A 12199-nucleotide genomic window follows, 5' to 3' on the forward strand; every position below is an offset into this window, starting at 1 on the left:
TGTGCTGGCCCGATCCGCCGTACCCGAGGGAGCGTGCCAGTGGAAGACGTCGCGCGGCTGCTGAAGGAGAGCTGGACCCTGGTCGAGTCCGACCGGGAGCGGCTGAGTGGCCTCTTCTACGCCCGGCTCTTCCTCCTCGATCCTGAGCTGCGGAAGTTGTTCCCGGCGGAGATGTCCGGCCAGGGTGACCGGCTGCTGGAGGCGATCGTCACCGCCACCCAGTGCGTCGACGACCCGGAGAGCTTCGACGAGTACCTGCGGTCGCTGGGCCGGGACCACCGTAAGTACCACGTGGACGCCGCGCACTACGCGACCATGGGGGTGGCGCTGTTGGACGGGCTGCGCCGCACCGCCGGCGACGACTGGACGCTGGAGTACGACCAGGCCTGGCGGGACGCGTACGCGGCGATCTCGGCGAAGATGATGGCCGGCGCGCAGGACGACCCGAACCCGCCGTTCTGGCACGCCGAGGTGCTGACCCACAAGCGGCTCGGCCCGGAGACGGCGGTGTTGACCTGCCGGGCCCTGCAGCATCCGCTGCCCTGGCAGGCCGGCCAGTACGTGAGCGTCGAGGTGCCCCGGCACCTGCCCCGGGTGTGGCGGACGTACTCGGTGGCGAACGCGCCGAACGACGACAACGTGCTGGAGTTCCACGTCCGTACGCCGTCCGGGGCGGGCTGGGTCTCCGGCGCGTTGGTCCGCCGGACCCGCCCGGGTGAGCTGCTCCGGGTGGCCGCGCCGATGGGTTCCATGGTGGTGGACCGTTCGTCGAGCCGGGACATCCTGGCGGTCGCCGGCGGGGTGGGGGTGGCCCCGATCAAGGCCCTGGTCGAGGAGCTGGCGACCTGGAACAAGACCCGTTGGGTGCACGTCTTCTACGGTGCCCGCAACGCGGCGGACCTGTACGCCCTGCCGGGCCTGCGGGAGCTGGTGGAGGCACATCCGTGGCTCTCGGTGACCCCGGCGTGCAGCGCGGAGGCGGACTTCGACGGCGAGACCGGGGACATCTCCGAGGTGCTCGGCCGGTACGGCCCGTGGACGAATCACGACTGTTTCGTCTCGGGTTCGGCCCGGATGGTCCGGGCCACCCTGCGGGCGCTCGCCTCCGACGACGTGCCGCCGGCCCGGATCCGGTACGACACGTTCGGCAGCCTCTAGGCAGCAGACTTTCCTCCCCCCATGCCGGGTCGCGTGCCCCTGCCCCCTGGGGCACGCGACCCGGCCCCCTGTCGTCAGGATCCCGGCATCAGGACCCCCGGCATCAGTACCGCCAGGGGTGGCCGGTTTCGCGGTACTCCTCGACCGGCACCAGCGGTACGCCCGGTGCCATCCGGTCGACGTAGAGCCGCCCTTCCAGGTGGTCGACCTCGTGGGCGACCAGCCGGGCCATGCCGAACTCGAACGAGGTGATGATCCGGCTGCCGTCCCAGCGGGCGTGCTCGACGTCCAGGCGCAGCGGTCGGGGCACCAGTCCCCGGTGGTCGAAGAAGGAGAGGCAGCCCTCGTACTGCTCGTCGGTGTCCGGTGAGGCGTCCACCACCCGGGGGTTGAGCAGGACGACCGGCTCGGCGCTGCGGTCGGGTGGGCGGACCACGGCCGCCGCCCAGGCCAGCCCGAGTTGCGGGGCGGCGATCCCCACGCCCTTGCTGAACGGGTGCAGCTCGTCCAGCCGGGCCAGCGCGGCGGTCATCCGGTCCACCAGGTCGCGGGCGGTCTGCTCGTCGCGGGGCAGGTCGAACTGCCGGCTGGGTTGCCGGAGCAGGTCGGCGCCGCGTTGCACGATGCCGAAGGCGCGCATCCGCTCGCTGGCGCGTACCCGGTCGGTGGCCTCGGGGTCGTCGGGGTCGGTGCCGGGCTGGTTGCGGAAGCGCCACTGCATCCGGTAGCGGGCGTTGAGCGGCGGGTCCTCGGTCGACCAGTCGAAGATCGCCCGGTCGTCCTCGTCGTGCCGGCTGACCGGGGTACGCAGCGGGCCCTCCTCGGCCGAGAGTGAGGTCTCCGCCCCCCAGACCTGGGGGTCGAGGTCGGTAGGCAGGTTCAGCCGGACGGCGAGGTGCCGGGTGGGCAGCCGGACGGCCCGCTGGAACCAGGGGCCCCACTTCTCCCGCCCGACCTGGTACGAGTACTCGATGGTGGCCCGGTGGCCGGGGTAGAGCGGGAAGCGGCGTTCGCCGTTCTCGAAGAGCAGCCAGATCTCCTTGAAGGCGTCCCGGTCGTGCTTGGCCCGCCAGTGCATCGGCTCCTGTTCCTGGCCCTCCTCCCGAACAGCGTGCAGTTGCAGCTCGGCGAAGGTCAGCGGGTGTTCGCGGTGGTGCCGGTTGGAGCGCCCGGGGTCGCTGGGGTACCTGTCGACGGCGACCCGGGCGAGGTAGCGGGTGACCGGTTCGGTGCCGGCGTTGTACAGCTCCCGGCGGATGACGCAGCGGTAGCCGTCGGGGGTGTGGATGAGGGTGGCCAGCTCGCGTTCGACGATGAGGCCGGTGCCGGGTGGCATCCACTGGCCGGGCGAGGGTGGCTCGCGGTGGGCCGGCACGGAACGGGCGTGCCGCAGCTCGTCGTACTCGCAGAAGCGTTGCCAGATCGCGCCGCTGGCCTCCAGGACGGCCTCGGCCCGGCGGGCGAAGTCCTCGGTGGGTCGGTGCCGGCGTCCCTCGACGTGGCTGACGTACGACGGGTCGAAGCCCATCATCGTGGCGAGCTGTTTCTTGGACAGCCCCCGGCCCGTGCGGTGTCGGGCGAGCTCGGTGGCGAAGAGGTCGGCGGCCCGGTCGAGCGGTGAGGCGGTCATCGGCTTCCTCGGAGCAGGGAAGTACAATTTTCACGTTGAGTGCCCGGATGCATACAGAAGTGCCATATTGTCGACAAGTTGCTTGACAAAGCGAGCATCTTTCGCGTCACCCGAAACGGCTACCGCTTCCGCCGAGGAGTGGTTAGGTTAGCCTTAGCTGAAACGGTGACGTCGGGGGGTGGGTCCAGTGACAACGGTGCTGCCCCGGCACGACACCGCCAGCCTGCTCGCTCCGGTGACCGCCACCCTGCGGGCCATGTTCGGCACCGACGACCTGCCCGGCCTGACTCCGGGCCTGCTGGTGACCGACGAGTACGGCTGGTCGCCGGCGAGCACCCTGGTCGACGGCACCCGCCTGCCGCAACTGCTCACCGAGGCCGCCGCCCGCTGGGGCGGCACCCCGCACGCCTGCGCCGCGCTGGCCTGGAAGTCCTACAGCTACTGGGCCGCCCTGCCGGTGGTCCTCGGCTGGGCCTCGGCCCGTCGGGTCCCGCTGGCCGACGCCGACGACGTGCTGATCCACTTCGCCGACCGGCGTCCGTTGATCACCCTGGGGCTGCGCCGGTCGACCACCGTGGCGGTGCTCCCGCACGACCCGCTGGCCCTTTCCGGGCTACCGCAGGTCCGGGTGGTCGCCGACGAGGCCGAGTTGCTCACCGCGCTGCGCGCCTCGCTGCTCGACGCCCACCTCGCCCCGCTGGTCGAGGCGATCCGGGGCGAGGTCCGCATCGGCACCCGTACCCTGCTCGGCTCGGTGGCCTCCGGCATCGCGCACGGCGTGCTGCGGGCCGCCGACGCGCTGCCCGGCTCCTCGACCGAGGCGGTCGGGACCCTGCTCGACGCGCTCGACCTGGCCGACCTGGTCGAGCTGGTGCCCGGTCCCGGCGGTGCGCCGACCGTGCAGCGGCGTACCTGCTGCCTGGCCTTCACCCTGCCCCGGCCGAAGCTCTGCCAGGGCTGCTGCGTCACACCCTGACCGACCCGGCCCACTGACCGGGGCCCGGCCCACCATTCGACCGGCCCGGCTCAGTCGATCAGCGGGCGCACGTCCCAGAGCCACACCCCACCGGTACGCACCGGCTCGATCCCGGTCAACGCGGTCATCCCCCGCCGCAACGCCTCCTCGCGCGGGTGCGGCCCGAGCACCACCACCCCGGCCCGCCAGTACCGCAGGTCGTCCAGGACGGCGAGCCGGGTCTGCGCGGTGATCGGCGGCACCTCCCCGGTGCGCCGGATCTGGTCGAAGAAGGTACTGGTGGTGCGGGGTGGGGCACCGAAGATGCCGATCCGCCCCTCGGGGGCGTCCGGTCGGGTGTCCGGGCCGAGGAAGTACCCCCGGGCGATCGGCATCTCCAGCCCGGTCTCCGCCGACCAGCGCAGCGGCTCGGCGTAGTTGCTGTCCGGCATCGGCAGGGTGACCAGGCTGCGCCCGCCGGCCAGGTAGGGCCGCCAGGCGCCGGCGGTGACGAACTGGGGGGTGGGCTCGATCCGCGTGGTGGGCAGCGGGGTCGGCAGGATCGGCACCAGCGCCATCGCCAGCACCAGGGCGGTCACGGTACGGATCGGCCGGCGCTGCTGCGGATGCTCCCGGGCGAGTTGGCGGACCCGCTCGGCGCCCAGCGCCAGCAGCACCCCGACGATCGGGGTGATCGCCAGCGACCAGCGGGTGGGCACCACCGAGTGCAGGACGGGCAGGTTCTCCAGCAGCGCCCAGGGCCCGGGTACGCCGGTGGGGTGCCCGTTGAAGCGGATCTCCCGCCCCAGCGACAGCACCGCCAGCAGCAGGCCGAGCACGGCCAACCCGACCACCACCACGTTGCGCCGCAGCCACCACACCAGCGCCGCGACGAGGATCACCAGCGGCCAGCCGAAGAAGGCGTTCTCCTCGGTCGGGTTGACGGCCAACCGGCCCGCGCCCTCGGGGTCTCCGGCGAACGACTCCCCGGCGAAGGAGACGAAGGACCACAGGTCGGTCGAGTAACCCCGGATCAACCGCGACAACCCCTGGTACGCGCCGGGCCCGAAGAACTGCACGTGCAGCGGGTACGCCAGCAGCGCCCCGGCGAGCACGGCGACCACGGCCAACCCGGCGAGGAACGGTCGGGCACTCCGGCGCAGCTCCGGCCGGCCGATCGCCAGCGCGGCCACCACCACCCCCAGCCCGATCGCGGTGACCAGCAGGATCTCCAGGTTGAGGAAGGCCTGCCAGACGATCAACAGCCCGAGCAGCAGGCCGTTGCGCAGCCACCGGCCGGGCTCGGCCAGCCGCAGGGTCCGCCAGACGATCAGCGGTACGACGTACTGGGCGACGATGTTCGGGTGCGCGTTGGCGTGCGACACCATCGCCGGGGCGAACCCGCAGAACGCGGCCCCCAGCCAGGCCGGCCCCCGGCTGCCGACCACCACCCGGGAGAGCACGAAATACCAGCTCGTCGCGGTCAGAATCAGGGCCCCGGTGAGAAAGACCAGGAAAGCGGCGCGTGGCCCGGCCAGCAGGGTCAGTGGCGACAATGGCAGTGATACCGATAATACGGAGGTATTTGCCACCAAATTGACACTCTCCGGAACGTTCATCCGGTCCGAGCCGAACGGATAGGCAAAATCGGTCACGACTCGCGCACCGTGTGCCATCATCCACTCGAACTGCGCCTGGTCCGTCGGGTTGTCCCGCACCCCGTGACCGGGATCCCACCAGAGCCGCAGCGTCACCCAGAAGGCGAGCACGACGAAACTCGCCACGGCGGCCAGGTCCGTCCAGCGCCCGGAATGTGGTCGTACCGCACGGTTTTCCGGCTCGCCGTCCGAGCCGGCACCTCCGGTCGGTCCCGATTGGTGCGTAGTCATAGCAATTCATAGCGTAGTGAGGCTATGACGGCCGCGTGGCGGCTTTCGGGGTACTGACGTACTATGTACCGGGTTCGCTGACCGCCGATCTTCGCGCCGCCCCGACCGCTATTCGGCCATCCCGGTCCCCCGTTTCCGTCACCACTCCGGCGGATGGTTCACTCTGTCGGTCCAGGCGCGGGTCGAGGCATACCGTGAGGAATCGACGCATGGCAGAAATCACTGGGGATCAGCGCGTCCAGTCCGAGGTCCTAGAAGGCCTGGCTACCGCCGTCAACCACCGCACGTGGTTCGTCGAACTGGCCCTGCCCTACCTGGGCGAGGACCCGATCGAGATCGGCAGCGGGCTGGGAGACTACGCCCTGGCGTGGGCGCCGCACGTGCCCAAGTTCACCGCCACCGAGGCCGACCCGGACCGGCTGGTCTCGCTGAAGGAACGCCTCGCCGACCAGCCCAACATCGACGTACGGCAGATGCTGCTGCCCCACTTCGAGCCCGCCGAGCACAGCGCGGCGGTGTCGTACAACGTGCTGGAACACATCGACGACCACGTGGGTGCGCTGCGCAGCATGCGCGACCTGGTCCGGCCCGGTGGCGCGGTGATCATTATCGTCCCGGCGTTCCAGTTCGCGATGGGCCCGGCGGACATCGCCACCGGACACGTCCGCCGGTACACCAAGAAGACCCTGGCCGGCGCGATGACCGAGGCCGGCCTGACGGTCGAGAAGATCCACTACGCGAACGCGCTCGGCCTGATCGGCTACTTCATGGCCACCAAGGTCTTCCGGCTGATGCCGAAGGAGGGCCCCATGGTCAAGGTGTACGACACCCTGGTCCTGCCCGCCACCAAGGCCGCCGAGCAGCTCGTCCGCCCGCCGTTCGGGCAGTCCGTCTTCGCCGTGGCCCGCGTCCCGTCCTGACCGCCCGGCACCACTCCTCCCTCCCCCACCCCGCAGCGCCCCGCCCGCGCCCTGCACCTCCGCTCCGTCCCGCGCCACCGCCCGCGCCACCGCCCGCGCCACCGCCTGTGCCACCGCCAGGCGCCGGCCGACGCCGGCAGGCGGGCCCGACGATTTCCAGGAAACAGTGGCCTCACCCGACGTGGAGGCCACTGTTTCCTGCTTGTGGGGGCTCGCTCAATCCTTGATCTGGTACGTGGGCCGGATCACCGCACGCGCCAGGGTGTGGAACGCCAGGTTGAACCCGACGTACGCGGGCGTCGCGTCCGCGCCCACCCCGAGGCTCTCGGTGTCCAGGGCGTGCACCGCGAAGACGTACCGGTGCGGCCGGTCCCCGGGCGGCGGCGCGGCACCGCCGTACCCGCTCTGGCCGTAGTCGTTACGCACGCTGAACGCGCCACCCAGGTCGGCCTCGGCGACCCCGTGCGGCAGCTCGGTCACCGAGGCCGGCACGTCGACCAGCACCCAGTGCCAGAACCCGCTACCGGTCGGCGCGTCCGGGTCGAAGCAGGTCACCACGAAGCTCTTCGTCTCGGCCGGGAAGTCCGACCAGGCCAGCTGCGGCGAGACGTTCTGCCCACCGGTGCTGTCGTGCGCGTACGTGGCGTCCATCGGCTCGCCGTTTGCCACGTCGGTGCTGGTGAGCGTGAACGACGCCACGGTGGGCAGCAACTCGTACGGGTCCGGGGCGATCGGTCGTTCCAGGGTCATCGGGACGGATCCTTCCGGTTCGCGGATGTCTGCGCCCCCTTCATACCCCGCCACCACCCCCTCCCCCACCCGACATCACCGCCGGGAAGTCGACGGGACATTGCTGGACGCGATCGGGCGGTAGCCTCGCTCGGTGATCGCGATGCCCACTCCCGTTCGGTCGCGGCGTACCCGAACGGTGTTTTTCGCTGCCCTCACCGCCGCTGCGGTTTCCTGTGTCGGGCTGCCCGCCGGTCGGGTGGTGCTGCGGGGCTTCACGGCGATGCGCGGGGAGGCGACGTCGACCGCTGCGGCCGAGGCGTACCTGCGGGCGGTGTTCGAGTCGGGCGAGGGTACCGAGATCAGCCGCTGCCTCTGTGGAGAGGATCACGACGCCCGGTTCCGTGAGGCCCGGGAGCTGCGCCGACAGATCGAGCCGTACGCGAGCTTCGGTGTCGACGTCGACGCGACCAACTGGCGGAGAATCGGCACGGAGGGCACGGTCGCGGCGACGGTGAACCTCCGCTTCACCCAGATCGACCCGGGTACGGGCAACGTCACCTTCACCGAGGGCACGCCGACGCAGTGGCGGTTCCACACCAGGGAGGAGCAGGGCCTGACCGGCGGCTGGAAGGTCTGCCGCATCGAGGCCCCGCCCCTGTGCGGCACGTACCTGCGCTGCTGAACGCTGCAGAGGCGCGCTCGCTTGCAGTAACTCAGGCGCTGGTGGAGAGTGGCGGGATGGGTACCAGGCAGGAGATCAGCGAGTTGCCGCCGGACGCCGACCTGGCGCGGGCCGACTCGCTGGCCCGTGAGATCTTCTCCGACATCGCCAACAAGTGGGCGCTCCTGATCATCGAGTTCCTCGGGCAGCGCACCATGCGCTTCAGCGAGCTACGCGACGCCATCGGCGGCATCAGCCACAAGATGCTCACCCAGAACCTGCGCACCCTGGAACGCAACGGCCTGGTCGAGCGGCACGTCCACGCCACCGTCCCACCCCGCGTCGACTACACACTCACCGAGGCTGGCCAGGCCCTCCGCGGGGTGGTGGATGGCATGTGCGGCTGGACCCAACACCACCTCGGCACGATCGAGGCCTGCCGCAGCCGGTTCGACGCCTCCTGACGTACCCGATGGGTTGTCAGTCGAGGACGGCGGTGGCCTCGATCTCCACCAGGTGCTCGGGTACGTCCAGGGCCACGATCCCGAACAGCGACGCGGGCGCGGCCGGGGTGACCCCCAGCTTCGCCGCCGCCCGACCGATCCCCTCCAGCAGTACGGGCATCTGCTCCGGCTTCCAGTCGACCACGTGCACGGTCAACTTCACCACGTCGGCGAAGGTGCCGCCGACCCCGGCGAGCGCCGTGGCCACGTTCAGGTAGCACTGCTCGACCTGCGCGGCGAGATCACCCTCACCGACGGTCCGGCCGTCGGCGTCCCCGGCGACCTGTCCGGCGACGTGCACGATCCTGGTACCGGTCGCCACCGACACCTGCCGGTACACCGGGACCTCCGGCAACCCCGCCGGGTTCACCAACGTCACAGCCATGCTGAATGCCTCCTCGCCTGCTCGTTTCCGGGTACGGGAGAAACGTAGATGAGCCTCCCCGAACTGGGAAGAACGCACTTTTTCGTGACCAGGTCACCTTTTGGTGACCGCTCCGACGGCCAGCGGCATCGAGGCTGGCGGGCTGGCTCCCCCCACCAGGCCCCCAACGAGCACTCAGCCCCGGCCGGCAGACCGAGGCTGAGCTGGGTAAGGGGAGATCATCAGTGGGCGGAGGGTGTGGGATTCGAACCCACGAAGACATCGCTGCCTTACCGGTTTTCAAGACCAGCGCCATCGGCCTCTAGGCGAACCCTCCCGGAGCGTGCCCCGTGGGGCACGACCGTCGACCAGTCTGCCAGAGTCCGCCCAGCGGCGCTCTGTCGTACCCCTCGGCTGAACGCCGACGGTGAGCACCCGCCGCGCCTCAGCGCAGCCGGTCCGCCACCTGCGCCAGGCCGCCCCGGATCAGCTGCCCGTACGGGTCGTCGCCGAGCGCGCCGATGGTGGCCTGCGCCTGCTGGAGGTGTTCCCGGGCCCGGTCGAGGTCACCGAGCTTGCGGTAGCACTCGCTGAGGTTGAGGTGCAGCGACGGGTACAGCGCGGCCACCGACATCGGCACCCCGGCCTCCGCGATCCGCGCCTCCGTGATCAGGTCGGCGGCGGCCAGCGCCCGCAGATCCCAGAGCAGTTCCTGCTGTACGTCGTCCTGCACGTCCGCCATCGCGTGCGCCAGGGTGCAGCGTTGCAGCGGGTCACCCTGCTCGCCGCCGATCTCGTCCCAGATCTCAGCAAACTGCACGCGAGCAGCATCCCGCCCGCCCTGGTGACCGAGCTGCACAGCCTCGCCGATCCGCAGAAGCGTCGGCTCAGTGATCATGCGTGTCTCCTTCCGTCAGGCCACCCACCGGCCAGCGTTCAGCTCGGGAAAGCGCGCACTCCACAATGCACGGAGGCGAGCGGGCAGCCACAGCACCGGCCATAGTTTCCGCAACGTGTTGGCGTCGAGACACCGGTTCAGGTACGCGACCTCGGTGGCCTGACTCAACACCGTCTGGTACATCAGTTGGCGGTCCCCATCGTCGTCCAGGTCGTAGGTGCTGTCACCGGACCAGTCCATCCTGCGGTCGAGTGTGATCAGACCGCCGACCGGACCCCGCAGGTCGGCCAGGCTTGCGGCGATGACGTAGTGCCGCTGGTCTTCGTACCGCGAACCAGGCGGCGCACGTCTTTCCCTGACCATTTCCACAGCCTCCGGGCGGAGTCAGACCGCGTACGCGGCCGTGGCGTCGTCGCTTCGCTTGTTGCGGGCCCATCGCATGCAGGACGGGTCGGCCGCCTCGAACGCGCGTACCCTTCTGATCAGCTCGGTGGGGCCGTGCTGATCGAGCAGGTCGAGCACGTCGGGCCAGTCCAAGAGCTTGAACAGGGCCACCAGGCGGGCAGCTCCGTCGGTCAGGACGGCCACCCGCCGGATCGTGTCGAGCGGGATCTTCCCGGTGATGGCGTACCGGGCAGCGGTTGGATCGGCAGCCGCGACCCAGTATCCGCCCGGTGTGTTGCGGGCGGCCAATTCGGCGTGCTTCATCCGGAGCAGGGCAGCCTTTTTCTCGGCTGACCCGAACGGATACCGGTCGGCTTCCTCCCGTTCGACACGAGCCGTCCGGTCCACCCGATCGTCCGCGACGACCTTGAGCCCGTCGGCAGTGTCGATGATGACGGTCACGTCGCCGAGGACCAGATACTCCAGCACGGTCTCGTTGAGGCGTAGCAGGGCCACAGCCGCCGACGGCGTGCCCGGGTGCAACAGGTCGCAGGTGGCACGGTGCTGGTCGGCCAACGCCTGGATGCTGGTCATCAGCGTGCTCGGCAGGCTGGCGTCTAGGTCGGCCGCCAAGCCGGCGAGAGTGGAGCCGAGCTTGGCGACCAACCAGGAGATGCCGTGCATGCACCCCGTGCCGGTGCGAGCTGTGGCCCCGTCCAAGACGACGATCTGGTTCTCGCTGGCCATCATCCAGTCTTCGTTGCAGGCCTTCGGGTCGCCCGCTTCTGATGCTGCCGAGATTGACCATCGCAATCGGCAGGTTCTACGCACCGAGCTGTCCAACTTCTTCGAGGAAGTCTCTTGCCGCCGGCACGGTTGGGTAGGTGCGGACAAACGCGTCGCGCAGTTCGCCCGTCACCATCAGGAGCGAGGGCAGAGACTTTCGCTCGCCCGAGATCGCCTGCCGGCCCCACTCCACCGCCTGCTCGACGTCGCCCTGCCGGGCTGCGACGACAGCCAGCGTGATCTCCGCTTCGGCGATTCGCATCGGCTTGCGGGGCGTACCGTCCAGGTCGGTGGAGGTTCTGATCACCTCCTCGGCGTACACGGTGGCCCGGTCGTTGTCGCCGAAGAGGCGGTAGCAGTCCATCGCATAGAAGTCGAACTTCGCGGGGTCCACCACGAAGTGGTGGTCGACATCCTCCGGGTAGGGCAAGGTCTCCAGGACAGCGCGTCCGTGGTCGAGGGCCTTCTCCATCTCCCGGTAATCGCCGATCCGCGCCCAGGCCTTGGCCCGCTGCGCCGCGAGTTGCACGGTCACGCTTCGCCGGGAGGCCGTCTGCTCCCCTTCCGCGGCTGCTACCAGCACCCCACGGTAGTCACCTTGGGTGATGGCGAACCAGGCCGCCATCTCGTGTGCCCAGCCGATGACGTCCACGTCGTCGGCCTCCTGCCCAAGCGACAGTGCCGCCCGTCGGGTGGCCTTGGCTTCGCGTCGCAGCCCCAGGTCGTACTCGACACAGCCGACCAGGAGCAAGACGAGCCCGGCAAGGGAAAGGATCTCCCGGTGCTGGGCGAGGGTCAGGCGGCGGTCGAGCAGTCCACAGATCCGGCGTAGCCAGGCGTGTCCTTCGACCGACAGTTGCTCCGGGCTGAGGTAGGGGTATTCGGAGCAGAGGCGGTCAGCGGTGATGCGCAGCGCGTCGAGGGTTGCCGGTGAGACGTCCGAGGCGCGTAGCCGGGCAACCAGTTCGAGCGTGTCCAGTCCGGTGCCGTCGATCAGCTCGGCGCTGGCTCCGCGCGGTCCCGGGCTGGGAAAGAAGGCAGCGCTCACGGTACCGAAGGTCTTGGCGATCAGCGGCTTGTAGAAGGCGTCCGGCTCGACCTCGCCCGTCTCCCATCGTTTCCAGTTCCTCAGCAGACTAGAGGCAGCGGGCAGGGGCCTGTCGGAATGGCTTGTCAACGCGCGCACCGCGTCCGGTTGGGACCAGCCACGCGCCTGCCGCTCGGCCCGCAGTCGACGCGCCCAGACGGGTCGCCCGTCGTCGTGCCCGTTGCGGTCGGCCATGCCCCTGAGTATCGCTCCGCACCGCTGGTGGCAGGAA

The 12199-nt window shown here is 70.2% G+C and carries 13 protein-coding genes and 1 tRNA gene; 5 read left to right on the top strand and 9 right to left on the bottom strand.

Annotation, left to right across the window (positions count from 1 at the left end; all coding sequences use genetic code 11):
• The first annotated feature begins 39 nt into the window (after nt 1–39).
• Nucleotides 40–1158: a globin domain-containing protein gene (locus tag ACN28G_RS25315; RefSeq protein ID WP_421480488.1), complete on the top strand. Its 1119-nt coding sequence runs from the start codon at nt 40–42 to the stop codon at nt 1156–1158.
• A gap of 103 nt (nt 1159–1261) precedes the next feature.
• On the opposite strand, the gene ACN28G_RS25320 is transcribed toward ACN28G_RS25315, so the two are convergent.
• Nucleotides 1262–2788: a peptide deformylase gene (locus ACN28G_RS25320; protein WP_421480489.1), complete on the bottom strand. Its 1527-nt coding sequence runs from the start codon at nt 2786–2788 to the stop codon at nt 1262–1264.
• Nucleotides 2789–3044: 256 nt separating this feature from the next.
• Between ACN28G_RS25320 and ACN28G_RS25325 the strand changes: the two genes are divergently transcribed.
• Nucleotides 3045–3764, top strand: coding sequence for an IucA/IucC family C-terminal-domain containing protein (locus ACN28G_RS25325; RefSeq protein WP_175440828.1), 720 nt, complete (start codon nt 3045–3047; stop codon nt 3762–3764).
• A gap of 50 nt (nt 3765–3814) precedes the next feature.
• On the opposite strand, the gene ACN28G_RS25330 is transcribed toward ACN28G_RS25325, so the two are convergent.
• Nucleotides 3815–5632, bottom strand: a complete 1818-nt coding sequence (locus ACN28G_RS25330) for a hypothetical protein (RefSeq protein ID WP_421480490.1) — start codon at nt 5630–5632, stop codon at nt 3815–3817.
• A 209-nt stretch (nt 5633–5841) separates the two neighbouring features.
• Between ACN28G_RS25330 and ACN28G_RS25335 the strand changes: the two genes are divergently transcribed.
• Complete coding sequence (locus tag ACN28G_RS25335; RefSeq protein WP_091445552.1) at nt 5842–6552, top strand: class I SAM-dependent methyltransferase; 711 nt, start codon at nt 5842–5844, stop codon at nt 6550–6552.
• Nucleotides 6553–6768: 216 nt separating this feature from the next.
• Here ACN28G_RS25335 and ACN28G_RS25340 read toward each other — a convergent pair whose 3' ends face one another.
• A complete protein-coding gene (locus ACN28G_RS25340; protein WP_091445554.1) occupies nt 6769–7302 on the bottom strand; it encodes a YbhB/YbcL family Raf kinase inhibitor-like protein in 534 nt (177 codons plus the stop codon).
• Between the two features lie 178 nt (nt 7303–7480).
• Between ACN28G_RS25340 and ACN28G_RS25345 the strand changes: the two genes are divergently transcribed.
• The gene (locus ACN28G_RS25345) at nt 7481–7966 is read left to right on the top strand and encodes a hypothetical protein (RefSeq protein ID WP_139135811.1); all 486 of its coding nucleotides are present in this window, start codon (nt 7481–7483) and stop codon (nt 7964–7966) included.
• Between the two features lie 56 nt (nt 7967–8022).
• On the top strand, nt 8023–8409 hold the full coding sequence (locus ACN28G_RS25350) for a winged helix-turn-helix transcriptional regulator (RefSeq protein ID WP_091445559.1): 387 nt from the start codon (nt 8023–8025) through the stop codon (nt 8407–8409).
• A gap of 16 nt (nt 8410–8425) precedes the next feature.
• On the opposite strand, the gene ACN28G_RS25355 is transcribed toward ACN28G_RS25350, so the two are convergent.
• The 6 genes from ACN28G_RS25355 to ACN28G_RS25380 form a co-directional block, all read right to left on the bottom strand.
• Nucleotides 8426–8833: a RidA family protein gene (locus tag ACN28G_RS25355; RefSeq protein ID WP_091445562.1), complete on the bottom strand. Its 408-nt coding sequence runs from the start codon at nt 8831–8833 to the stop codon at nt 8426–8428.
• A gap of 229 nt (nt 8834–9062) precedes the next feature.
• Nucleotides 9063–9149 (bottom strand) — tRNA-Ser (locus ACN28G_RS25360).
• Nucleotides 9150–9257: 108 nt separating this feature from the next.
• The gene (locus ACN28G_RS25365) at nt 9258–9710 is read right to left on the bottom strand and encodes a hypothetical protein (RefSeq protein WP_421480491.1); all 453 of its coding nucleotides are present in this window, start codon (nt 9708–9710) and stop codon (nt 9258–9260) included.
• A 15-nt stretch (nt 9711–9725) separates the two neighbouring features.
• Complete coding sequence (locus tag ACN28G_RS25370) at nt 9726–10073, bottom strand: hypothetical protein (protein WP_421480492.1); 348 nt, start codon at nt 10071–10073, stop codon at nt 9726–9728.
• Between the two features lie 21 nt (nt 10074–10094).
• The gene (locus ACN28G_RS25375; protein ID WP_421480493.1) at nt 10095–10937 is read right to left on the bottom strand and encodes a hypothetical protein; all 843 of its coding nucleotides are present in this window, start codon (nt 10935–10937) and stop codon (nt 10095–10097) included.
• Complete coding sequence (locus ACN28G_RS25380) at nt 10918–12162, bottom strand: XRE family transcriptional regulator (RefSeq protein ID WP_421480494.1); 1245 nt, start codon at nt 12160–12162, stop codon at nt 10918–10920. The genes ACN28G_RS25375 and ACN28G_RS25380 overlap by 20 nt, the downstream gene beginning before the upstream one ends.
• Nucleotides 12163–12199 lie beyond the last annotated feature (37 nt).

The organism is Micromonospora sp. WMMA1923, from assembly GCF_049179195.1.
GTDB classification, from domain to species: Bacteria; Actinomycetota; Actinomycetes; order Mycobacteriales; family Micromonosporaceae; genus Micromonospora; species Micromonospora yangpuensis.